This window comes from Flavobacterium sp. UBA7680 (assembly GCF_002482975.1).
Taxonomy (GTDB): Bacteria; Bacteroidota; Bacteroidia; order Flavobacteriales; family Flavobacteriaceae; genus Flavobacterium.
This window is the reverse complement of record NZ_DLHA01000061.1, coordinates 35,204-59,206: the sequence shown is the minus strand read 5'-3', so window position 1 is coordinate 59,206 and position 24,003 is coordinate 35,204. Positions and strand designations below refer to the sequence as shown.

At 33.2% G+C, this 24,003-nt stretch carries 20 protein-coding genes; 10 read left to right on the top strand and 10 right to left on the bottom strand.

Annotated features, from left to right (window positions below):
- Window positions 1-16: 16 nt before the first annotated feature.
- The 4 genes from B3C18_RS25700 to B3C18_RS25685 form a co-directional block, all read right to left on the bottom strand.
- A complete protein-coding gene (locus B3C18_RS25700) occupies window positions 17-808 on the bottom strand; it encodes a (Fe-S)-binding protein (protein ID WP_053470181.1) in 792 nt (263 codons plus the stop codon).
- Between the two features lie 124 nt (window positions 809-932).
- Window positions 933-2,264 carry a (Fe-S)-binding protein gene (locus tag B3C18_RS25695; RefSeq protein WP_291153697.1) on the bottom strand — a complete coding sequence of 444 codons (1,332 nt, stop codon included), beginning with the start codon at window positions 2,262-2,264 and terminating at the stop codon, window positions 933-935.
- A 5-nt stretch (window positions 2,265-2,269) separates the two neighbouring features.
- A complete protein-coding gene (locus B3C18_RS25690) occupies window positions 2,270-3,235 on the bottom strand; it encodes an MlaD family protein (RefSeq protein ID WP_291153695.1) in 966 nt (321 codons plus the stop codon).
- Between the two features lie 53 nt (window positions 3,236-3,288).
- Complete coding sequence (locus B3C18_RS25685; protein ID WP_291153692.1) at window positions 3,289-4,404, bottom strand: N-acetylmuramoyl-L-alanine amidase family protein; 1,116 nt, start codon at window positions 4,402-4,404, stop codon at window positions 3,289-3,291.
- A gap of 82 nt (window positions 4,405-4,486) precedes the next feature.
- Here B3C18_RS25685 and B3C18_RS25680 point away from each other — a divergent pair, with 82 nt between their 5' ends.
- Window positions 4,487-7,189 (top strand): putative LPS assembly protein LptD, encoded by a 2,703-nt coding sequence (locus B3C18_RS25680; protein ID WP_291153689.1) that lies wholly within the window; start codon window positions 4,487-4,489, stop codon window positions 7,187-7,189.
- Window positions 7,190-7,214: 25 nt separating this feature from the next.
- On the top strand, window positions 7,215-7,595 hold the full coding sequence (locus B3C18_RS25675) for a RidA family protein (protein ID WP_056202992.1): 381 nt from the start codon (window positions 7,215-7,217) through the stop codon (window positions 7,593-7,595).
- On the opposite strand, the gene B3C18_RS25670 is transcribed toward B3C18_RS25675, so the two are convergent.
- The 5 genes from B3C18_RS25670 to B3C18_RS25650 all read right to left on the bottom strand — a co-directional run bounded on the left by B3C18_RS25670 (window position 7,576) and on the right by B3C18_RS25650 (window position 15,822).
- Window positions 7,576-7,950, bottom strand: coding sequence for a methylglyoxal synthase (locus tag B3C18_RS25670; RefSeq protein WP_111285588.1), 375 nt, complete (start codon window positions 7,948-7,950; stop codon window positions 7,576-7,578). The genes B3C18_RS25675 and B3C18_RS25670 overlap by 20 nt on opposite strands.
- Before the next feature lie 10 nt (window positions 7,951-7,960).
- Entirely contained in the window at window positions 7,961-8,812 is an 852-nt protein-coding gene (locus tag B3C18_RS25665) for an N-acetylglucosamine kinase (protein WP_291153683.1), read from the bottom strand.
- 123 nt (window positions 8,813-8,935) lie between these two features.
- Window positions 8,936-9,940, bottom strand: a complete 1,005-nt coding sequence (gene gap, locus B3C18_RS25660; protein WP_053470186.1) for a type I glyceraldehyde-3-phosphate dehydrogenase — start codon at window positions 9,938-9,940, stop codon at window positions 8,936-8,938.
- A gap of 94 nt (window positions 9,941-10,034) precedes the next feature.
- Window positions 10,035-11,021: a 6-phosphofructokinase gene (gene pfkA / locus B3C18_RS25655; protein ID WP_053470187.1), complete on the bottom strand. Its 987-nt coding sequence runs from the start codon at window positions 11,019-11,021 to the stop codon at window positions 10,035-10,037.
- Window positions 11,022-11,331: 310 nt separating this feature from the next.
- Entirely contained in the window at window positions 11,332-15,822 is a 4,491-nt protein-coding gene (locus B3C18_RS25650; protein WP_291153679.1) for a translocation/assembly module TamB domain-containing protein, read from the bottom strand.
- Between the two features lie 206 nt (window positions 15,823-16,028).
- On the opposite strand from B3C18_RS25650, the gene tsaD reads away from it, so the two are divergent.
- From tsaD to B3C18_RS25610, 8 genes are all read left to right on the top strand, one after another.
- Window positions 16,029-17,051, top strand: a complete 1,023-nt coding sequence (tsaD, locus tag B3C18_RS25645; protein ID WP_291153678.1) for a tRNA (adenosine(37)-N6)-threonylcarbamoyltransferase complex transferase subunit TsaD — start codon at window positions 16,029-16,031, stop codon at window positions 17,049-17,051.
- A gap of 2 nt (window positions 17,052-17,053) precedes the next feature.
- On the top strand, window positions 17,054-17,767 hold the full coding sequence (locus tag B3C18_RS25640; RefSeq protein WP_291153675.1) for a 16S rRNA (uracil(1498)-N(3))-methyltransferase: 714 nt from the start codon (window positions 17,054-17,056) through the stop codon (window positions 17,765-17,767).
- A 157-nt stretch (window positions 17,768-17,924) separates the two neighbouring features.
- Window positions 17,925-18,563, top strand: a complete 639-nt coding sequence (locus tag B3C18_RS25635) for a DUF4159 domain-containing protein (RefSeq protein WP_291153673.1) — start codon at window positions 17,925-17,927, stop codon at window positions 18,561-18,563.
- Window positions 18,564-18,574: 11 nt separating this feature from the next.
- On the top strand, window positions 18,575-19,075 hold the full coding sequence (locus B3C18_RS25630) for a TrmH family RNA methyltransferase (RefSeq protein WP_291153671.1): 501 nt from the start codon (window positions 18,575-18,577) through the stop codon (window positions 19,073-19,075).
- Window positions 19,076-19,382: 307 nt separating this feature from the next.
- Window positions 19,383-20,345: a zinc metalloprotease gene (locus B3C18_RS25625; RefSeq protein WP_291153668.1), complete on the top strand. Its 963-nt coding sequence runs from the start codon at window positions 19,383-19,385 to the stop codon at window positions 20,343-20,345.
- A 117-nt stretch (window positions 20,346-20,462) separates the two neighbouring features.
- The gene (locus tag B3C18_RS25620) at window positions 20,463-21,554 is read left to right on the top strand and encodes an AI-2E family transporter (protein ID WP_291153665.1); all 1,092 of its coding nucleotides are present in this window, start codon (window positions 20,463-20,465) and stop codon (window positions 21,552-21,554) included.
- Window positions 21,555-21,556: 2 nt separating this feature from the next.
- Complete coding sequence (locus B3C18_RS25615; protein ID WP_291153663.1) at window positions 21,557-22,738, top strand: THUMP-like domain-containing protein; 1,182 nt, start codon at window positions 21,557-21,559, stop codon at window positions 22,736-22,738.
- Between the two features lie 8 nt (window positions 22,739-22,746).
- The gene (locus B3C18_RS25610) at window positions 22,747-23,313 is read left to right on the top strand and encodes a hypothetical protein (protein WP_180858693.1); all 567 of its coding nucleotides are present in this window, start codon (window positions 22,747-22,749) and stop codon (window positions 23,311-23,313) included.
- On the opposite strand, the gene B3C18_RS25605 is transcribed toward B3C18_RS25610, so the two are convergent.
- The gene (locus tag B3C18_RS25605; RefSeq protein ID WP_291153658.1) at window positions 23,314-23,967 is read right to left on the bottom strand and encodes a M15 family metallopeptidase; all 654 of its coding nucleotides are present in this window, start codon (window positions 23,965-23,967) and stop codon (window positions 23,314-23,316) included.
- Between the last annotated feature and the right edge of the window lie 36 nt (window positions 23,968-24,003).

The window sequence follows — 24,003 nt, the reverse complement described above, 5'->3', positions numbered from 1 at the left end:
ACCTTAGCAACTTTCTCTATAAATCCTGCGCATTCGCAATTAACTCGGCAACGTCCATTACTTTTACCTCACCCTCTTTATGAGCATGTTTTATTCCATCGGTTAACATTGTGTTACAGAAAGGACATCCGGCAGCGATAATATCCGGCTGAACTTCAAGTGCATCTTCTGTTCTAAGAACATTTACTTCTTTGTTTCCAGGTTCAGCATCTTTAAACATCTGTGCACCACCTGCTCCACAGCATAATCCGTTTGCTTTAGAACGTTTCATTTCGACTAATTCAACGTCTAATTTCTGGATTAAATCTCTTGGCGCTTCGTATACTTTATTGGCTCTTCCTAAATAACAAGGATCATGGAAAGTAATTTTCTTTCCTTTAAACTGTCCGCCTTCAACCGTAAGTCTTCCATCATCAATTAATGATTTTAGGAATTCTGTATGATGAATAACTTCATAGTTTCCTCCTAATTCAGGATACTCATTTTTTAAGGTATTAAAACAATGCGGACAAGCGGTAACGATTTTTTTTGCTTCATATGCATTTAAAACCTCGATATTCATCATGGCCTGCATTTGGAACAAAAATTCATTTCCGGCTCTTTTTGCAGGATCACCAGTACAACTCTCTTCTGTACCTAATACTGCAAAAGAAACATTAGTACGATTTAAAATACGTACAAATGCTTTTGTGATTTTTTTTGCTCTATCATCAAAACTCCCTGCGCAACCTACCCAAAATAAAACTTCTGGTTGTGTTCCCTGGGCTAGCATTTCTGCCATTGTTGGCACTACTAAACTTTCTGACATCTTCTTTTGTTGTTAAATCGGTTAATTGTCATTTGGTTAATCGCTCTCTATCATAACCTTACTAAAAACCTTACTATTTTTTAATCGCTTAAACGGTTAAACAAATAACCGATTAAACTCTTTTCTAATTCTCGTTTTTCCAATTCAATCGGTCCTGCTGGCTGTACTGCCATGGCGCACCATTATTTTCGATATTGGTCATCATTGCATTCAGTGACATTGGTGCAGCACTCTGCTCCATAACTAAATAACGACGCATATCCATTATAATAGATAACGGACTAATATTTACGGGACATTCTTCTACACAAGCGTTACATGATGTACAAGCCCATAATTCTTCTGGTGTGATGTAATCGTTTAATAATGTTTTATTATCCGGAACAAAAACACCTTTATTGGCATCTATATTTTTTCCAACTTCAGTTAAACGGTCTCTTGTATCCATCATAATTTTACGTGGAGACAATTTTTTTCCTGTTTGATTCGCCGGACATGAGGACGTACAACGACCGCATTCTGTACACGTATAAGCATTTAATAACTGCACCCAGTTTAAATCCTGAACGTCGCTTGCACCAAATTTAGAAGGAGCTGCATTTTCATCAACCGGAGCTGCTGCAAAAGGATCTGCGTTTGGATCCATCATCAGCTTCACTTCTTTTGTTACTGATTCAAGATTATCAAACTGCCCTTCTGGTTTTAAATTCGCAAAGTATGTATTTGGGAATGCTAAAAGTATGTGTAAGTGTTTTGAGAAATATAAATAGTTCATAAAAATCAAAATACCAACGATATGCAGCCACCAAAATACTTCAAACAATAATATCACTAATTCGTTTGAAAGTCCATTAAAAATTGGAGCAATAAACTGACTTACCGGAAAAGTTCCTGCTTTATGAAAAACTTCTCCCGGAACATATTGTAAATGCAGGTCAGAAGCGTTCATTAATAAAAACAAGATCATTAAAACGGTTTCGAAATACAAAATGTAATTTGCATCGCTTTTAGGGAATCCGTTTAAATCCGGATTTATAAATCGTTTTAATCTTATAACATTTCTTCTGATCCAGAAAACGGTAACAGCAAAGATTACAAGTATGGCTAATATTTCAAATGAAGCAATTAAAACATCATAAACTACACCTAAATAAGGCGCAAAAATTCTATGAGTTCCTACTAATCCATCGATTATAATTTCAAGTAATTCAATATTAATAATTACGAAACCTACATATACCAAGATATGAAGTATTCCGGCAACAGGGCGTCTCACCATTTTTGACTGCCCAAGAGCAATCAAAGCCATGTTTTTCCAACGAGCTTTAGGATTATCTTTTCTATCTACGTCAACTCCTAAATTAATGTTGCGGATGATTTTTTTTACGCTCGCTGCAAAAAAACCAAAACCTACGACAAGAAGTATGGCGAATAAAATATTATCTAAATAACTCATTACAATTATTTTTTATCAGTTGAATTTGTTTCTCCGGCTGGTGCTACATAAGGTTTGTTTTTCTTTCCAAAAAGAGAAACGTTTACGTAACGTGTTGGATAAAGTCGAACATCTTGTAATAACAATTCAAGTTCTTTTGAAGTTTTTGCAAGGTTGTTATAAAGCGCATCGTCGCTTAACAATTTACCTGCTGTACCTTTTCCAGAATTTAAATTAGCCATAATACCATCTACTTTTGCTAAAGTCTGGTTTAGGTTACGAACTGTTTTTCCAAGATCGGCTTTATTTAAAGAATCAGATATCTTATTAAAGTTGCTTGACATTTTATTAAAGTTTGTCACCACTCCGTTTATCTGGCCTTTGTTAGTATCTAAGATATTGTTGATACTTCCTGAAGCTTTATGAAACTGCTCCATTGTCTGGCTCAATTCTGCTAAAGTTTTCTTTAAATCCTGTTGTGTTCTTTGATCTAAAACATTGTTCAATCCCGTAACCAGATTATCAATATTTAAGAGCATCTTATCCAATTTAATTGTAATTGGTTCGATTTTACCTCCTAAAGATTCCGTTAATCCCAGTTTAACAACAGACTCAAGTGTCTGTCCGTCTTCTGCAAGTTCTTTATCTGCTAAATTTGGAATGATCGCAATTTGCTTTCCTCCAATTAAGCTTCCGGAATATAAAGATGCTTTACTTGTTTTAGAAATAGGAAAATCTGTTTTTAATTGAAGTTCAACTAATAATTTTCCTGTTGTTTCATTAATTGTAATTTTAGTTACTTTTCCTACTATTAGTCCGTTTATGGTAACCGGCGCTGATTGTGTCAATTCTTCTACATTGTCATATTCAGCATAATATGTTTTATAATTGGTAAAAAGGTCTTTTCCTTTTAAAAAACTGTAGCCCCAGATAAATAATAAAATAGACGCTATGACTAATACAGCCGTTTTAATTTCTCTTGTTAGTTTCAAAATTCTAAGTGTTTTGTTACAAAATTAGTATAAATATTTCGAACTTGTGACGATTATTTAATCGCATCCTGAATATTGATTTTTTCTCCGTCTTTTGTTGCTATCAAATATGCTGCGCCATATCCTTTATTCTTAGCTTCTTCCAGATATTTTTTCGCAGCTTCATAATCGGAAGTTTCCTGATAGAAATATTTATAAATATTGTTTTCGTAGATCATTGTTACATTTTTTAATCCTTTAAAGTTTTTAGGTTCTAAAGGTGTTTTTTTGATACTTGCAATAAGCTGTACTTTAAAGAATGTTCCTTTTGGGGCTGCAGGCGCAGGTGTTTGTACCACTTTTTTTGGAGTCGACGTATCTTTTACAGGTTTAGCTTCAACTGCTTCTGAAGTTCCTGAACCAAAATATTCTCTTTTATAACTCAAAATAGCTTCTGCAATTGCTTTTGCGATATCATCCTGCCCTTCTTCCGAATTTAAAATATTTCCTTCTGTTGGATTAGATACAAATCCGGTTTCAACTAAAACTCTTGGCATGTATGCTTTATGAAGTACCATAAATGGCGCTTGTTTTACACCGCCTTGTCTGATTTTTTTTCCAAGTCTTTCAAAATTATCTTCAATTTTACTTGCTAACGAAATACTATTATCTAAATATTCTTCCTGCATTAAAGTAATTCCGACCATCTGTTCTGGAGAATTTGGATCAAAACCATCGTATTTACGTTTATAATCTTTCTCTAAAGTAATTACCGAGTTCTCTTTTTTCGCCGCTTCAAGATTTGATGCAACTTTACTTAAACCCATTACATACGTTTCGGTACCATCTGCTGCTGTATTTTTATTGGCGTTACAATGTATAGAAACAAAAATATTAGAGTTGGCTCTATTCGCGATATTGGCTCTTTCGACCAAATCAATAAAGACATCTGTTTTACGAGTATAGATTACATTAATATTTGGATTAAGCTCTAAAATTTTCCCTACTTTCAAGACAATAGCCAAGGCAATATTTTTTTCAATCCGCCCGCTGTAAACTGCACCAAAGTCGTGATCTCCGTGTCCGGCATCAAGTGTTACCTTAAAAACATTTGACTGACTATATGTGCAAAATGACGCTATTGTTAGAAAAAAGGTAAAGATTACCTTAATTTTATTTAATCTATTCATAAATCCTAAAGTTAATTTTAATAAAACGCAGCTGTTATAATTTTTACAATTGATTATTTTTGCCAAAAAATTATATGTAAGTTTGACATGTCAAAAAACAAGCCATAATTTTACAAAAATAGCATTTAAACCTTTGCAGACAAACTTATTTAATATCGTTTTAATATCATTTTTCCTAACAATGGGATGTGGTAATTTATATTCGCAAGAGATAAAATCTAAAAAAAAGCCTTTACCAGCTGCAAAACAAACAGATAAGCCTCAAATAACTCAAAGTGACACTATAAAATTAGATACTGTCAGACCAACCAAGACTTTCCTGGATGGTAAGGTTAGATACAAGGCAAAAGATTACGCAAAAATCGATCAGAAGAAAAAACTGATTACTTTATATAACGAAGCTGAATTATACTATAAAGATGTTGAACTAAAATCTGGTATAATTGTTTTGAATTATGAAAAGGATGAAGTTTATGCCGGAAGAATTAAAGATTCTGCCGGAGTTTTAGTGCAGTACCCTAACTTTAAACAAGGTGCAAGTGAAGTACAGCCTGATTCTATCCGTTTTAATTTTAAAACAAAAAAGGCATTAATTTATAATTCGAGAACCAAACAAGGCGAATTAAATATTAAAGCTGCAGTTACTAAAAAAGAAAATGACTCTGTTTATTATCTAAAAGGTGCACGTATCACAACGGCGCAGGATATTGACAATCCGGAATACTACTTTAGAACAAGCAAAATTAAATTTGTTCCCGGAAAAAAAATCGTTACCGGTTTAACGCAAATGGTTATTGCTGATGTGCCTACGCCACTGGCTTTGCCTTATGGTTATTTCCCATTGAGTCAGGAAAAAAGTGTTTCGGGTATTATTATTCCAAGTTATAACGATTCGAACACCAGAGGTTTCTCTTTACAAAATGGAGGGTATTATTTTGCTTTAAGCGATAATTATGACTTAACTGTTTTGGGAGATTATTATACCAATGGTAGTTACGCCATGCGTTTTGAATCTGCTTATGCAACCCGATATAAATATAGAGGAAATGTCAATATCCGATTTGAGAATTTAATTAGCAGCGAAAGAGGTTATCCTGATTATTCTAAACAAAATATTTACAATATTCAGTGGTCACATTCAAAAGACACGAAATCGAATCCTAACTCAAGTTTTAGTGCATCTGTGAACATGGGTAGCAGTAAGTACTTTAAACAGTCTATTAATCAGGCTAACGTTGGTTCAAATTTGAATAATACCTTAAGTTCATCTATTTCATATAACAAAACTTTTAATACCATTCCGGGTTCTCGTATTTCGTTGTCTGCTACGCATCAGCAAAATACACAGACAGAACAGATCCAAATGAGTCTTCCTAACCTTCAGGGAAGTATTGATCGTGTTTATCCTTTTGTTGGAAAAGACGGGGTTAAAAAAGGATTTATCAAAAACATAAACTTACAGTATAACGTAACAGGTAAAAACAATATCACCACTTACGATTCCTTGTTTTTTAAACCTCAAATGTTTAGAGATGCACAAATTGGTATGCAGCATTCTATTCCGATAAGTACTAACTTTAAAGTATTCAAGTATTTTAGTGCCGGAGCATCGACAAACTATCAGGAAACCTGGGTAACCAAAACTATTAAAAAAGGTTTTGACGACAGCGCAGGAAAAGTGGAGGATAAAACAGTAAATGGTTTTGATTCGTACAGAACGTATAATTTAAGTACCAATTTAGGTACTACTATTTACGGTACGTTTAATTTCGGAGAAGACAAAAGAATTCAATCGATTCGCCACGTTATGAGGCCGAGTATTACATATTCGTATACGCCAAGTTTTGATCAATATTACGAGCATTATACGGTTGATGCGTCTGGTAAAATTTCTACCGATGAATACTCGCGATTTGCCAATGGTATTTATGGCGCGCCTGGGCAAAGTAATTCGAACATTGTAGGTTTTTCATTAAGCAACACTTTTGAAGCCAAAGTAAGGGACAAGGACAGTACGAAAACAGAACCTAAGAAAATAATGCTGCTGAACAATTTAAACTTCAATACGAGCTATAATTTTAGTGCAGACGGTAAAAAGACTTTAGCCTGGCAGCCAATTGTAGTAAGCGGAGGAACACAGTTTTTTGACAATAAAATGAATGTCAATTTTGGGGCTGTTTTAAATCCTTATGCGATCGACAACGCAGGAAATGTTATAAACAAGTATAATATTGATAATGGTGGAAGTTTGTTTAGAATGACTAGTGCAAACCTTACCATGAACTATTCTTTCTCGAATAAAGGAACCGGAAAAGAAAAAAATACGCAAAGCCAGCGAAATGGTGGTCGTAATGACGACTTATTTGGAACAAACACGGACTTAAATGACAGCCGAAATAGTCAGTTTGCTAATGAGCCGGAACGCGATGAAGATGTTGTAAGCGAGTTTTTCAGTTCAAAAATTCCTTGGGATATGACAATGGCGTATTCGCTTACTTACTCTAATACGGCCAGAGAAAATAAAATATCCGGAAATTCTATTATGATTTCTGCCAATATGGATATTACGCCTAAATGGAAAGGCGGGGTTTCTACCGGTTATGATTTTGTTCAAAAAGGGGTTACTTTTACTCAATTCCGTTTTGAAAGAGATTTGTTAAGCTGGAGAATGGCTTTTAACTGGAATCCGATGGGACCAAATGCCAACTGGAACTTCTTTATTGGAATTAAATCGGGTATGCTGAGTGACATTAAATGGAACAAACGCAGTACTTCTAATCGATAATTCGTCGACTTAAAATAAATTTATCATGAAAAAAATAATCTTTACAGAAAAGGCTCCGGCTCCTATTGGACCATATAATCAAGCCGTATTATCCGGAAATACACTTTATGCTTCTGGTCAGATTGCTATAAATCCGGCTTCGGGAGAACTTGTTACTGATAACATCAATGATGAAACTAAACAAGTAATGGAGAATATTGCAGCTATTTTAGAAGCGGCTGATATGACTTTTGAAAATGTTGTAAAAGCAACGATCTTCATTATGGATATGAACAATTTTGGTGCTATTAACACTATTTACGGTTCTTATTTTAACGAAAAAACCGCTCCAGCACGTGAAACGGTTCAAGTGGCATGTCTGCCAAAAAATGTAAATGTTGAGATCTCTATAATTGCAGTGCAATAGCATCTAATAATAATTGTGCCGTTGCTTCATTTGTTGCCAGCGGCACATTATGTACATCGCAAACACGAATTAACATATTAATATCAGCTTCATGCGGATGACTTGATAATGGATCTTTAAAAAAGAAAACCATTTGTGTAATTCCTTCCGCTACTCTGCCTGCAATCTGCGCATCACCGCCTAAAGGTCCAGAAAGCATTCTTTGCGTTTTAAATCCCGCTGCTTCGGCTTTTCCTCCAGTTGTTCCGGTACCTATAAGTCTGATTTTTTCATTATGAAGAATGGCTTCATTTTTAATCAAAAAATCAATCAAATCTGCTTTTTTACCGTCGTGCGCAATAATTGCAATTTCCATAAATCCAGAACTATTGGTTAGCAACATGGTAAGCAATTAAACCGTCAATTGGTCTTCTTAACACGTTTCCTAATTTAAGCTCGTATTTATCGAAAGTTTCTTGTAATTCATCTTTCAGATAAAAAGCAATAGAACCTACAAAATGCACAGGAACTTCTTTACAGTTATCAAACTGTTTGATGTAGTTTTTAACGAAAGATTTCATTCCTTTGAAAATGATTTTTCTGCAGAATTCTGTGTCTTTATGTTTGATTAAAAACTTAGCAAAAGTTGCTAAATAAGCATTTGGGTTAGCTTCTTTATATAATTTGTTTTTAATAAAGTCAGGATCAACGTCGTATTCTTTTTCAAGTTCAACTGCTAATTCCTTAGGCATTTTATTAAAATAGTATTTTCTAATTAATTCTTTTCCAAAAACGTTTCCGCTGCAGTCATCCATTACGATATATCCTAATGACTGAACTTTTTGGTGCAATACTTTTCCATCAAAATAACTGCAGTTTGAACCAGTTCCTAAGATCGATACGATTGCTTCTTCTCCTTTTGGAGTTGTTGCATAAACAGCAGCATAAGTATCTTCCTGAACATCAACAATTGCGTTAGTAAAATACTCCTGAAAGATTTGCTTTAACCATTCTTTCATTCTGTCTGTTCCACAACCTGCTCCGTAAAAGAACAAATGTGTTGCATTTTTTTTATTTTGTAAAATATCAAAACGGTCGTTTAATCTTGAAATGATTTCCGGCTCGTCAAGAATTTCAGGATTTAATCCTAAGGTTTGTGTCGTGAATAATACTTTTCCATTATCATCAATTGCAATCCAATCGGCTTTAGTAGATCCACTATCAACTATTAATTTCATTTTTTTTGTTTTTTGAATTAGTTTTTCTTCAAATAAGTGTGTTTTTTACATTAATTAAAGACAGAACAAAATAAGAAAATCCCGTTACTTGGTGATAACGGGATTTTGTAAAAATATATAATATTATTTTAAACCTGCAATATGTACAGATAAATCGATCAATTTGCTTGAGTATCCGTACTCATTATCATACCAAGATACTAATTTGAAGAAAGTTGAATTTAAACCAATTCCTGCAGTAGAATCAATGATTGAAGTTCTTTTGTCAGAAATGAAATCCTGAGATACAACTGCATCTTCAGTAAATCCTAAGATACCTTTTAAATCAGTTTCAGAAGATTTTTTCAAAACTGCCATAATTTCTTCATAAGAAGTTTCTTTAGCAACTTTTACAGTTAAATCAACTACAGAAACGTCAGCAGTAGGTACACGGAAAGACATTCCAGTTAATTTTCCATTTAAAGATGGAATTACTTTTCCAACCGCTTTTGCAGCTCCAGTTGAAGAAGGAATGATGTTAATTGCAGCAGCACGTCCACCTCTCCAGTCTTTTCTAGAAGGTCCGTCAGCAGTCATTTGAGTTGAAGTAGTTGCGTGAACAGTTGTCATTAAACCTTCAACGATTTCAAAATTATCGTGGATAACTTTAGCTAATGGAGCTAAACAGTTTGTAGTACAAGAAGCGTTAGAAACTACTAAATCAGAAGCTTTTGCAGTTTCGTGGTTAACTCCCATTACAAACATTGGAGCATCTGCAGATGGAGCAGAAATGATAACTTTTTTAGCACCACCTTTAATGTGCTCATTTGCAGTTTCGATAGTTGTGAAGATACCAGTACATTCTGCTACTACATCAACATCAACTTCATTCCATTTTAAGTCAGCAGGATTTCTTTCTGCAGTGATACGGATATTTCTTCCGTTTACATACAATTTTCCTTCTTTAACTTCTACAGTTCCGTTGAAACGACCGTGAACTGAATCATATTTTAATAAGTAAGCTAAGTGATCTACATCTAATAAATCGTTGATCGCTACTACTTCTACATTATCTCTATTGAAAGACTCTCTAAAAACGATTCTTCCGATACGTCCAAATCCGTTTATTCCTAATTTTACTTTTGACATTTTACTAAATTTTTGCTTTTGTTTTTATTATACTAATTCAAAGTCTAATTTCCTCACAATAAACTTCTTCTCTTTTAAACTTTATTATATATAATTATGTCGACATAATGTCTGACACTCTCAATAATTCTCTATCAATTTCAGATTTACCTTTAATTGCCTGTTCAAGCGGAGTTAAAATAACTTTATCTTCCTTAAGACCAACCATATAATTTGATTTTCCTTCAATTAAAGATTCTACTGCTTTTACACCAAGACGGCTTGCTAAAACACGGTCAAAGCAAGATGGTGAACCACCACGCTGCATGTGTCCTAAAACAGAAACACGTACATCATATTCAGGTAAATTAGCTTCAACATAATCTTTTAATTCGAATACGTTTTTACCAATTTTATCACCTTCGGCAATAACTACTATACTTGATGATTTTCCTGAAGCTTTACTTTTTTGAAGAGAGTCTAATAATCTGTCAAGACCTAAATCTTCTTCAGGAATAAGGATTTCTTCTGCACCTGCACCAATTCCGGCGTTAAGTGCGATGTGACCTGCATCTCTACCCATAACTTCTACAAAGAATAAACGGTTATGTGAACTTGCAGTATCTCTAATTTTATCAATACAGTCAACAACAGTATTTAAAGCAGTATCGTAACCTAGAGTAAAACTTGTACCATAAATATCATTATCGATTGTACCAGGAATTCCCATTACCGGGAAATTATATTCTGAGTTGAAAATTAAACCTCCGGTAAAACTTCCGTCTCCACCAATAACTACTAAAGCATCAATTCCGGCTTTTAAAAGGTTTTCGTGCGCTTTTTTTCTTCCTTCCGGAGTTCTAAAATCAACAGAACGAGCTGATTTTAAGATCGTTCCTCCTTTATTTACAATATTATTAACGCTTCGAGGGCCCATTTCTTTAAAATCGCCTTCTATCATTCCTTGATACCCTCTATAAATTCCTATGCATTCTATATTATGATAAGCACATGTTCGAACAACAGATCGTATTGCAGCATTCATTCCTGGTGAGTCTCCTCCTGAGGTAAGAACACCTACTTTTTTTATTGTTTTTGACATTATTTAAGTATTAAAGTTGTAAATTTAGCAAACATTCAGCACTTTTCGGGTTCTGTTTATAATAAATTAGTAAAATATGTTAAATTCAAACGTTTTCGTTAATAAGTTTTTTGATACCAAAAATTTCATTTAAAATAATAAATACCCCATTTTTTAATTAATTCTTTAAAAATAACAATACCTAAATGAAGTGTTATAAAAATATTAAGAACAGTACTTTAGCAAAAATTTACTAAAAGCGCTAAAGTTAGGCATAAAAAAACCATTCGTTGCGGCGAATGGTTTTTTTATACTCTTTTTTAACAATGTGTTAGAAATCGTTGTCAGGAATCAGACCTTCATTATTGTTTTGAGGTTTCGGTTTGCTTTCCTCCTCTTTTTCTTTTTCTGATTTCTTTTTATTCTTTTCAGCTTCTTTTTTATTGTTGTTGAAATTAACAAAATCCGGATTTAAATTAGAATCCTGAAATTCATCTGAATTTTTTATGGCTTTTTCGAGTTTGTGGCTTTTAAACAGCTTATTGACCAGTTCGCTGAATGTATCAAAATCGACTTCATACGAAATACCAACTCCTTGCGTATACCCAATTCCTTGTCCTATATAATTAATATCATTTTCTTTATTAAATAAACGAAGGTTCATAGATCCGTCTTCATTTACTCTATATAAAATTTCAATATCTCCAACAATCGCCGATTCGTTTACTCCTCCAACGGGAACACCTACTTTTCCATTTATCGAAATTCGTTCATTAATCTGCGATGAAATATTGGCTACAAACTGTCCGTCGGCTTCCTGCCCTATTCTTCTGTCTGCCGATACGAAATTCAAATCTATATTAATAAGGTCATTATCTGATTTTATAATGCCACCTAATAAACTTGCAGCCGTCTCTGCAAATGTTCCAGATAAATCACTTTGATTAAATCCGTCCTGACTCATAAAGGAACCTGTCGATAACAAATACAAAGCTTGCGTCTGGCGCACATCTTTATCATCTAACTTATATTGTATTTCCGATTTTAAAACATTACTTACCGATGGAAACTGAATATCAAAATTAGGTTCAGGACTCGTTAAATCTCCTCTTAAACCAATTACAACTTCTACAGGAACTTTTTTATTGAAAGAGGAATTATCTAATAATACCGCAGGATTTGCCGTAGTTCTGTAAACCGCTTCTAAATTCAGCTGTGCTTTCATTGGGTTTCCTTCCCAAATAATCGAACCTCCTTTTTTAACTGCAAACTTTTTATCAATTAAACCTCCGTATTTAAAGTTATACGTTCCTTCGTAAGCCTGGAAATCTCCCCACATATTGAATTTACCCAGTGTATTGATTTTAAACAATAACGATCCGTATCCTTTTCCTTTCATACCGTGACCGGAATTTCGATCGAGAATTACTTCAACCTCCGCATCTGGTGTAATATCAAAATCAAACTCTAATTCAAGTCCGTTATAATCTCTGGTTTTCTCTACAATACCTTTAGATAAATTGTATTTTTCTTTTGGCGTTACAAAATGAATCCAGTTACTTTCACTCGAATTTTGAACGTTACTAATCGGAATTTTAACCTCTGTTCCTTTTTCAGATTTAGCATCTACCTTAATAAACAGACTTTGTGTTGGACCTTTTATACTGGCAGTTCCATTTATAAATGCCGTTCCAAAATACGCTGCATCTTCACTGTCTTTAGTATCAAGTGCCAATAATCGTTTTGAAGTTATGGTTAAATCTAATTTCCAGTCTCCAAAATTATGATGCTCAATTGTTCCGTTCAGCAATCCTTTTGTTCCGTATTTAGTATCGGTTAACTGATTATTTCTAAACAGGAATTTTTCATCCGTTAAATCAATAACCGTTCTGTCGCTCAATGCATAATCTGTATTAAGGTATGGAATTGTCATTCCTGCTTTCTCTACATACAAACGTCCGTTGATTTCCGGTTTTTTCAAATTCCCCACAACAGCGGCATTTCCTGAAACTGAACCTCTTATATTTGATAATACATCGCCGCCGACAGTTCCTAAAGTTGCCAGATTAAACCCTTCGAGTTTTAAATTTAAATCTAAGAATGTCTCTTTATTTTCGACAGCAATAGTTCCGTTTGCCCTAAACGACTCGGCAAAACCATTTACAATTGAGGAATTTATAGTAAACTTTTTAAAACTCTGATCTCCTGAAATATCAAAATTCAGAGTTCCCAGATCGACTTTATTTAAATTAAGATGATCGACCACAATACTTGCCGTGGGCTGAAAAACATCTTTATTCTGCTTATAATTTATATTTCCGTTTAAGTTTCCGTTGAAAACAAACTTGGAGTTAAAAGGCGTGATTTTATTAATATCAACATCTTCAAAATTGAGGACGAGATCTTTATAATCTTTTCCTTTAATGACTCCGTTTAAATCAATTTTCTGATTTTCATGCGATAATACAATATTATCTATCGAGAAGTTTTTAAAATACTGATCAAAAACAATTTGATTGTCTTTTTTTGCATCTTCATTTAAATACCATAAATAGTCTTTAAACTTCATTTCAGATTTCTTGATACCGACTATATTGTTTTTGTTTTTATCAATAGTATGATACAAATCGAGATTGAAATAATCCTGCCCTTTGTCGCCGCCCTTAAACTCAGAACGAACAAATAAAGTATCTTTTGCGGTTACATTGATTAAGTTGAAATCACGTATTTTATAATAAGGTGTTTTAATACTATCTAACTCAATGAAAGCATTATAAAGCGGGTTTTTATTATCAATGCTGATTCTGATATTATCAAAAGTATTTTTGGCCGCGCTGATTTGTTTTGATCGGAACCCGAATTTAAATTCCTGTAAATCTGAATCTATTTTTCCGCGAACAACTGTACTCGAATCAATTTTCATTTCTGGATACAGCATTTCGACAACCTTATTATATACATGAAAGTTGAAACGCAGAAACTGTCCTTTTTTAACTTTAAATGGTTTATAATTGGTATAAAGACTTCCAACAGAATTCATTACCAATTTATCTAATTGTGCAAACTGAAATTTACCCACAATTTTACCTTCAACAATATCCGATGAATTAACGGTTATAGTACGGAGTCTGTCTGCATCAAAATTGGAACTTACCGTAACTTCATCAAAAGCATAAGTCGCTTTTGGGTTTTGATATACAGCATCTTTAATATAAATATTTCCCTGAAGATTTTCGATCGAATTTCCGGTTAACTGCACAACGGCATCACCTTTAAAATGAGAGATTGAATCGCTTATAAATTTCAGCTTTCGCAAATCAGAATTTTCGACATTGATATGAAAATCGTAACGGCTTTCTCTTTTGCTTAAATCAACCAAACCGTCAAATGTCAGGCTTAGATTTGGATCATTTACAGAAATTTGTCCTTTATAATAAGGAAGCTTGAAATTACCATTTACAACAATATTACTGTACGTATATTTATTGTAATCTAATTTTGCAATATCTCCTTTTACAATCGTGTTCAGGTATTTTTCTGTAAAACCAACACCGTCAACATCAATATCTAAAGTTGTTCTCCCAATATCTTTTCGATCTAATAAGGCACCAACATTAAAATTATCTAAAACTATATTTCCTGCATAAGAAGCTTTATCGATAAAATCCATATTATTCATATGAAGATCGACTTTACCATTTCCTAAATCAGTTGCCATTTTAAAATCGGCTTCCAAATCAGTTGTGGAGACTTTTGCCTTTCCAACAATATTGAATTTCCCAATTCTTTTCAATTCTTTTGGAAGTTTTTTACCTAAAACACCCGGAAGCAAAACCACCAGATTATCATAACTTGAAATCAATTTATCGAACTTTCCGTCCATAGAAAACTTCTGCTCTTTTGAGCCTAAAAGATTTCTAAAATTGATTGTTCCAAAAATTTTCGAACCGTTTGTATCGGTCAATCTAAGGCGGTTTAAATTTAGGTTATTTAAAGTTCCTTTTATTTTAGTCCTAACTTTAAAATGCTGGTTTTTACCTAATCCGTCATAAAAGTAACGAATATCATTTGAAGCGATTGAAGACGAATCTAACGCAACATTAAACTGAACTTTATCTGTAAATTCAAGAAAATCCCCTGGTTTATAATTTAAAATTGCTTTTCCGTAAATTGAAGATCTTTTGGTTTTAATCGTTAAATTGTCGACCTGAATCCTTTTTTTGGTATAACTGAATTTTCCTGTAAAGTTCGAAACGTACAAACCGCGATGATCCTGAAATGAAAACCTGTGAATTATAGTCGTTACATCAGGGCCATATAATTTAAAATCACTGATATAAGCGTTTAGTTTTTTAAAATCTAAAAACTGAGGCGTTCTTTTATTTTCATCTACAACAGAAAAGTTTCCTTTTTCTATATAAGCATTTTTGGCCGTAAAAAGAAAATGCTTGCCTGATTGTTTCTTTTCTTCTTTGGTTTCAAACAATTTAATAAACTTATTAATATTGTTTTCGTCTTCGTTTTTATAGGTTTTGATATTAAAAATCAAACCCGTTAAACGAAGGTCGCCAAAAAGTAAATCGCCGTCGACAAGTCGTTTGATGCTTAAAATATCGGTAGTAATAATATCAGAATAAATCATCGTTTTTTTATGATGATCTAGAATCAGGACTTTTTTAAGTTTTACACCGCCAAAAATATTAATGGCTACTTTATCAACACTAATGTTGGTTTTAAAATCTGTATTTAAAGTTTCGGTAATATAGTCAGCAATTTTTGTCTGTACGACAGGCAGAGAAAGAGTGATAGCAAGTATCAGCAAAAGTAAAATTAAGCCAATCAGGGTTCTGGATACTATTTTCTTGACTCTTTTGATAACTGGTATTATTATAGATTTTGTTTTAATTTAATTTGAACAGACAAAGGTCGGCTGTTTTGATAAAAATTCTTTAATTTTGGGGCTCTGCTTCAAATCAAAGCAATTCAAAATTTGATTTGTCAAATATAATTCAAAATTCGTGCCTTTATATGCAAAATTCAGAGGTTTTTATTCTAGCCATCGAAAGTTCATGCGATGATACTGCTGCCGCAGTTCTACATAACGATAAAGTTCTCTCAAATGTTGTGGCTAATCAATTAATTCACAATCAATATGGCGGTGTGGTTCCTGAGCTAGCCTCAAGAGCACATCAACAAAATATAGTTCCTGTTATCGACGCAGCGCTTCGTAAAGCAAATGTACAAAAAGAACAGCTAACTGCCATTGCCTTTACGCAAGGTCCTGGCTTAATGGGTTCCTTATTAGTAGGAAGCTCTTTCAGTAAATCATTATCATTAGCATTAAACATTCCGTTAATAGCTGTAAATCATATGCATGCCCATATTTTAGCCCATTTTATTGATGAAGAAGGCTACGATAAACCTGAGTTTCCTTTTTTAGCTTTAACCATTAGCGGAGGACATACGCAGATTGTAAAAGTAAACAGCTTTTTTGATATGGAAATCATTGGCGAAACGACTGATGACGCTGTTGGAGAAGCTTTTGATAAAAGCGCAAAAATTTTAGGACTTCCCTATCCGGGCGGACCTTTGATTGACAAATATGCCAAAGAAGGAAATCCAAAAGCTTTTACTTTTACAAAACCAAAAGTTCCGGGATTAGATTTTAGCTTTTCCGGATTGAAAACAGCTATTTTATATTTTATACAGAAGAACAAACTGGCGAACCCCAATTTTGTGGATGAAAACCTAAATGATATCTGTGCTTCTATTCAGCATACTATTATCGAAATTTTAATGGACAAACTAAAACTGGCTGTCAAAGAAACCAGAATTAAACAAATTGCGATTGGCGGAGGAGTTTCTGCCAATTCAGGAATCAGAACTACTTTGAAAGAAAGCGAAGCCAAATACGGCTGGAAAACTTTTATTCCGAAATTTGAATACACTACAGATAATGCAGCAATGATTGGAATTGTGGGCTATCAAAAATATTTATCAAGTCGTTTTGAAACTTCTGCGGTAGTTTCAAAAGCGCGAATTCAATTTTAATTATGCAGTTATTTTACAATCCGGATATTGACGAAACAACCGAAAGTTTTTCTTTTGATAAAGAAGAAAGCAAGCACATTATAAAAGTTTTACGAAAAAAAGATTCAGATATTCTGCATGTTACAAACGGTTTCGGTTTATTGTTTGAAACCGAAATTACGCTGGCTTCAGACAATAAATGTATTGTTGCCGTTCGTTCGATAACAAAATCTCCAGAACCCAAATTTCGTTTGCATTTAGCTGTTGCGCCAACCAAAATGAACGATCGTTTTGAATGGTTTTTAGAAAAAGCTACAGAAATTGGAATTCAGGAAATTACGCCAATTATTTGTGATCGTTCTGAGCGAAAAGTGATTAATTTAGAGCGTTTTGAAAAGATCATTTTATCGGCAATGAAACAATCCAATGAAATGTTTCTTCCAAAACTGAATGACGCAATTTCGTTTAAAGAATTCGTTAAACAAAAAAATCAGGGTTTACAATTTATTGCACATTGCGAAGAAACAGGCAAAAAATCTTTGAAGGAAACTTTAAAGCCAAATGAAGATGTCACTTTATTAATTGGTCCCGAAGGAGATTTCTCTGAAAAAGAAATAGCTTTGGCCATCGAAAATAAATATCAGCCGGTAACTTTAGGAAATACACGTTTGCGAACAGAAACTGCCGCGGTTGTGGCTTGTCATAGTGTTGTGTTTTTTAATGAAACGCCGAATTAAAGACAATCTTGTCATCCCGAGGAACGAGGGATCGCACTAGTTGATCGACACAGATTGTCGCCATTCTTTATAGAGTTTCTAGTGCGATTTCTCCTTCGTCGAAATGACAAAAAGAACTCATAACAAAAAAGGAAACGATAAAAAAACATACAATTACATGAAAAAAATATTTTATCTCTTATTACTTTTTTCAATCTCATCCTTTTCTCAGGAAATTGCTTTGCTTAAATATAGCGGCGGCGGCGATTGGTATGCAAACCCAACATCATTGCCTAATTTAATTCGTTTTTGCAATTCGACTATTAATACCAGAATAAAAGCAAAACCATCGACAGTTGAACCAAGTAATCCTGATTTGCTTTCGTATCCGTTTGTGCATATGACCGGACACGGAAACGTTGTTTTCAGCGATTCGGACATAACCAATCTTAGAAATTATTTATACGGAGGCGGTTTTCTTCATATTGATGATAATTACGGAATGGATCAATACATTCGAAAAGAAATCAAAAAAATATTTCCGAATAATAATTTAGTAGAACTTCCTGCAAATCATGCCATTTTTCAAAAACCATTTCCGTTCCCAAACGGATTGCCTAAAATTCACGAACACGACGGAACTCGTCCGCAGGCGTTTGGAATTTTTGTAGAAAACAAATTGGTTTTACTCTATACTTACGAATGCGATTTAGGCGACGGCTGGGAAGATCCGGAAGTACATAATGATCCTGCAAATGTTCGCGACAAAGCTCTAAAAATGGGCGCTAACATTATCAATTATATTTTTACCAATTAAACTTTTTAAAAGTGCAGCTTACTCACGAAGAAAATCAATTTGAGAGAAAAACATTTCCTATAACTTTGGTTTGCGATCATATTTATTTTCAGCAAAACATAGGTTCACTCTTTAGAATTTCTGAGGCTTTTGGTGTCGAAAATATTATTTTTCTGGGGAAAGATATTCCGCTTACGCCAAGAAAAATCAACAAAACTTCCCGCAGTACACATCTTCATGTACCGCATCAAATTATGGAGGAAACTTCAGAATTAATTACTTATTTACAGCAAAACAATTTCGAAGTTATTGCGTTAGAAATTACAAGCAATAGCAAACCTTTAAGAGAAGTTGTTGTTCCAAACAAAAAAACGGCACTTATAATTGGAAGTGAAATTGATGGCATTTCAGATGAACTTTTAAAAATCTGCGATCAAATTGTGCACATTAATATGTTTGGGAAAAATTCCAGTATGAATGTTGTGCAAGCTGCCAGTATTGCCCTCTATGAGATTACTTCTTTCCGTCTTTAACATAAAAAAAAACACTTTTTTGAAAAACGTAGAAATACGTAGGAAAAACGTTAAAATTTAGATAAACGTTTTAGTAAAAGGTTAAATTTTAATCTAATTATAGTTTTTTTACTCCTAAAATATTCATAAATAAGAATTTACATCACAAAAATAACTTTAACATTTTTGTAAGAACTAGACTATACAAGGGATCATGAAATTTCTCAAAAATTATTTCATATAAAAATTTGGCTACAAAATGATTTTGTTATAAAATTGCGATCTGGTTAACCAAAACTAATATTTTATAACAAAAAACCCCGTTATTATGAAAAAAGTTATTATTACTGCATTTACAGCACTAGTGCTGTTTTCTTGTCAAAACGATCAATCTGCTGACGCAAGCGGATCTGAAGCTGCTGCTGCAAAAACAACACTTCGTTCTTGCGCAACTCAGGATGTTTTAGAAGCTCAATTAAAAGCTGATCCTACATTAGCGATCAGAATGAACGAAATTGAAGCCTTTACAAACAAAGCTTTACTTACAGGGAAACTTGTAAATGGTAAAATTCAGATTCCTGTTGTAGTAAACGTTTTGTACAGAACAACTGCAGAGAATATCTCAAATGCTCAGATTCAAACTCAAATTGATGTTCTAAACAAAGATTTCAATGCGCAAAACTCTGACTTTAACAGCGTACCAGCTCTTTTTGCAGGTGTTAAAGCTAACGTTGGAATTTCATTTGTTTTAGATCAGGTTATTAGAAAATCTACAACTAAAACTTCTTGGGGAACTAATGATGCTATGAAAAAAACAGCTCAGGGTGGTTTAGCACCAACTTCTCCAACTACAAAGCTTAATTTATGGGCTTGTACTATTGGCGGCGGAATTTTAGGTTATGCACAATTTCCTGGAGGAGCTTCTTCTACAGATGGAGTTGTAATTGATTCTAAATATTTCGGATTGTCTGGTGCTGCAAATGCTCCTTACAACTTAGGAAGAACTGGTACTCACGAAGTTGGACACTGGATGAACTTACGTCACATTTGGGGAGATGCAACTTGCGGAAGCGATTTAGTTTCAGATACACCAACTCACAACACTGCAAACTATGGTGTTCCTGCTTATCCACACTACAGTACTTGTTCTGGTACTCCGGTAGAAATGACAATGAACTACATGGATTACACTGACGATGCTGGAATGTATATGTTCTCTAACGGGCAGAAAAACAGAATTGCTGCTATCTTCGTAAGCGGAGGTGCAAGATATTCTTTTGGACAGCCATAATTTTTTAGACAGTCTTAAAAAATACCCTATTAAAGCGAGATGGAAACATCTCGCTTTTTTATTTTAACACTAGAATATTAAAAGGTTTTTCCTATTTTTATAGTCTAAAATTTAAATATGATAACATCAAAAACTATTTCTAACGGAATCTTAAGAGCATTAGCTACCATATTAATAATTGGTATTGTTTTATACTTTCTGTACGAAATACAAACAGTAATTGTTTACTTATGTATTTCTTTGATATTGTGCTTAATATCAAATCCGCTGGTTTTGTTTTTAAAGAATAAATTAAAATTCAAAGATTCGCTTGCTGCGACATCCGCAATTATCATTTTTATTTTATTAATGGTTGGCTTTATCTTTTTGTTTGTTCCGTTAATCATTTCTCAGGCAAACAATTTATCACTTTTAGATACCAATCAGCTGCAAACGCAGTTTATGGAAACGGAACACACTATCGAAACCTATTTTAATATTCCGCATTTTGACCTTAATAAAGTACTGAAAGATTCTAAAGTCACTTCGATGTTGGATTTCAGCTACTTTACCGGTTTTATCAATTCGATTTTAAACTTTCTGGCTGATATGGGAATGGGATTAGTTTCGGTATTCTTTATTACTTTTTTCTTTATTAAAGATCAGGATCAGTTTAAATCTACAGCAAGAAAATTACTTCCGGATTCAAACGAAGACAAAATCTTAAATTCTATCACTAAGATAAACCATATGTTAACTCGTTATTTTATTGGACTTTTGCTTCAATTAACGGTTGTATTTATTCTTTATCTTATTGTATTGGTCATTTTTGGAAACAAAAATGCTTTTGTAATTGCGTTTTTATGTGCTGTTTTAAATATCATACCGTACATCGGGCCAATTATTGGAACTATTCTGGCTGCGCTTTTAACGATGATTAGTTTAATTGGTCAGGATTTTAGATCTGAAATTTTACCAACTACTATTTATGTGGTTATTGGATTTTTATTGGTTCAGGCCATTGATAATAACATCAGCCAGCCAATAATTTCTTCAAAAAGCGTAAATTCGCATCCGCTGGAAATATTCCTGATTACTTTAATTAGCGGCATTACCTTTGGAATCGTGGGAATGATTATCGCAGTTCCGCTTTTTACCATGATAAAAGTAATTTTAAAAGAATTTTTTCCGGATAACAAAATTATATCTGTTTTAACCGAAAGAATTTAGCTTTGAACACTTCTATTTTAAGTAAAAATATTCAAGATTTTATAACGCTCAATAGCAGTGAATCCATAACAAAATTAGCGCTTCAAAAAAATCCTTTTCCTGAGGTGGAATGGATTTTAATTTTAAACCAAATTGAAGCTAAGTCAAAAGCAAAAGACAAATTACCAACCTGGTTTTCGACGGAAAATATTATTTATCCGAGTAAAATTTCTGTCGAGCAGACTTCTTCTGAAAAAACGGCAGCTTATAAAGCTTCTTTAATTTCGGGAGAAAGTTTAATTGATCTTACCGGAGGTTTTGGCGTTGATGATTATTATTTTTCCAAACAATTTAAAACTATTACGCATTGCGAAATAAACGAAGATTTATCTGCAATTGTAAAACACAATTTCAAGCAATTGGGCGTTGAAAATTGTAGTTTTTATGCAGAGGATTCTGCTAGTGTTTTAAATAATTCAAATCAGAAATTCGACTGGATTTATATTGATCCTTCGAGAAGAAATGATGCAAAAGGCAAGGTTTTTATGCTGAAGGATTGTCTGCCAAATGTACCCGAATCTTTAGATTTTTATTTTGAAAAGGCGGATTCTATTTTAATTAAAACCGCGCCTTTATTAGATATTTCGGCAGGTTTATCTGAATTGAAATTTGTAAAAAACATTCATATTATCGCACTCGAAAATGAAGTTAAAGAATTGCTTTTTGAAATACATAAAAATTATTCGGGAGAAATAACTTTAAAAACGGCCAATATTTTAAAAGATAAAATTGAAACGTTTGAATTTGTTTTAGGCGATGATATTCCATTTCCAACTTATCATCTTCCTCAAAAATATCTTTACGAAGCTAATTCCGCAATTATGAAATCGGGCGGATTTGATGAAGTAAGTACGATATTCCAAATCAATAAACTGCACAAACATTCCCATTTATATACATCTGAAGATTTAATTGATTTTCCGGGACGCCGTTTTGAGATTGAGAAAGTAATTTCATACAGCAAAAATGAGATGAAAACCGAGCTCTTAAATCAGCAGGCAAACGTTACAACCCGCAACTTTCCTGAAACTGTAGAAAACATTCGAAAGAAATGGAAAATAAAAAATGGAGGAAATATTTATTGTTTTTTTACAACAGATAAAAATGAAAGCAAAATAGTTTTAATTTGCAGAAAAATAATCTAAATCTAAAAATGAAACAACTAATTACTCTAACTCTTTTTTTATTAACCTTTACCGCATTTGCCCAAAAACCTTGTGAATACAGTGCCAATGTAACGGACTCGATTGGAACTTATAAAGTAACTAATGAATATTTGATAAGTGAGAAAAACTTTGGCGGTACTTTTAGTTATGTTTTCTTTTCGCTTGCGCAGACAGACGGTTTACCAACTTTAAATTTACAGCTTATTCAAAAAAGCAAAGATTTTATAAAAGCGAATTGTTTTGATAAAAATTCTAAAGTTTATTTACAATTAGAAAACGGAAAAATTGTTACGCTGCTCCATATTAATCAGGAAAACTGCGGTACTTTAATTCGCGACGACAAAGGTTTTGACAACCGCGTAAATACCGGGATTTTTATGTTTATGAAAGACAATTATGAAGATTTAAAAACTTCGCCTGTTTTGATTATGCGAATTAAATATCTTACGGATACAGAAGATTATATTGTAAAAAGAGAATTAGTTTCTGAAATGAATAAAAAAACGTATCAGCCGAATACGTATTTCATGCAGAATATTAGATGCGTTGAATAATTATTCGCAATTCCATTTTTGATTCGCAACCGGGTCTTTTAATCCGGTTTTTAAATTATAATGCCACCATTCTGAATCAAACGAATTGAAACCGTTTTGGATCATTATTTTTTTAAGAAATTTTCGATTTGCTAAAACTTTTTTAGAAAATTTAGTGTAATTGTGACCCGCTTCAGGACCAAAAAAGTCAAAAGCAGTTCCCATTTCAATTTCTTTTCCGTTTGCATCGACTAAAGAAATATCTACGGCTCCTCCTCTATTGTGGATGGAGCCTTTTTTTGGATCTGCCACATACTCCGGATTCGAAACAATCGCCCACATTTTCTGCTGAATTGATAAAGGTCTGTAACAATCGTACAGCTTTATTTTATACCCTTTTTTGATAAAATCTTTATTGGCCGCGACTAAAGCCTTAACTGTTTTTAATCGCAGGAAACATTCTGCACAATCGTATACTTTTGCCTTCAGGAAATTATCTTCTGTGGCATATTTCATATCATAAATAAAATCTTTGCTGTAATCTTTTAGGTTTACAAAACTCGTATCTTCAATTGTATGCTGCACAGGTTCTGCATACGATTCATTTTGTGCTTTCGCAGAAATTATTCCCAGAAAGAACATTAAAAAGATCGAAGATTTAATGAAATGTAACATGAAGTTATAATTTGAGTCATTATTGAAGTAAATATA

Coding starts and splice junctions, on each gene's coding strand:
- B3C18_RS25700 (WP_053470181.1), bottom strand. CDS start 808: ATGTCAGAAAGTTTAGTAGTGCCAACAATGGCAGAAATGCTAGCCCAG.
- B3C18_RS25695 (WP_291153697.1), bottom strand. CDS start 2,264: ATGAGTTATTTAGATAATATTTTATTCGCCATACTTCTTGTCGTAGGT.
- B3C18_RS25685 (WP_291153692.1), bottom strand. CDS start 4,404: ATGAATAGATTAAATAAAATTAAGGTAATCTTTACCTTTTTTCTAACA.
- B3C18_RS25675 (WP_056202992.1), top strand. CDS start 7,215: ATGAAAAAAATAATCTTTACAGAAAAGGCTCCGGCTCCTATTGGACCA.
- B3C18_RS25670 (WP_111285588.1), bottom strand. CDS start 7,950: ATGGAAATTGCAATTATTGCGCACGACGGTAAAAAAGCAGATTTGATT.
- B3C18_RS25665 (WP_291153683.1), bottom strand. CDS start 8,812: ATGAAATTAATAGTTGATAGTGGATCTACTAAAGCCGATTGGATTGCA.
- gap (WP_053470186.1), bottom strand. CDS start 9,940: ATGTCAAAAGTAAAATTAGGAATAAACGGATTTGGACGTATCGGAAGA.
- pfkA (WP_053470187.1), bottom strand. CDS start 11,021: ATGTCAAAAACAATAAAAAAAGTAGGTGTTCTTACCTCAGGAGGAGAC.
- tsaD (WP_291153678.1), top strand. CDS start 16,029: ATGCAAAATTCAGAGGTTTTTATTCTAGCCATCGAAAGTTCATGCGAT.
- B3C18_RS25640 (WP_291153675.1), top strand. CDS start 17,054: ATGCAGTTATTTTACAATCCGGATATTGACGAAACAACCGAAAGTTTT.
- B3C18_RS25635 (WP_291153673.1), top strand. CDS start 17,925: ATGAAAAAAATATTTTATCTCTTATTACTTTTTTCAATCTCATCCTTT.
- B3C18_RS25625 (WP_291153668.1), top strand. CDS start 19,383: ATGAAAAAAGTTATTATTACTGCATTTACAGCACTAGTGCTGTTTTCT.
- B3C18_RS25620 (WP_291153665.1), top strand. CDS start 20,463: ATGATAACATCAAAAACTATTTCTAACGGAATCTTAAGAGCATTAGCT.
- B3C18_RS25610 (WP_180858693.1), top strand. CDS start 22,747: ATGAAACAACTAATTACTCTAACTCTTTTTTTATTAACCTTTACCGCA.
- B3C18_RS25605 (WP_291153658.1), bottom strand. CDS start 23,967: ATGTTACATTTCATTAAATCTTCGATCTTTTTAATGTTCTTTCTGGGA.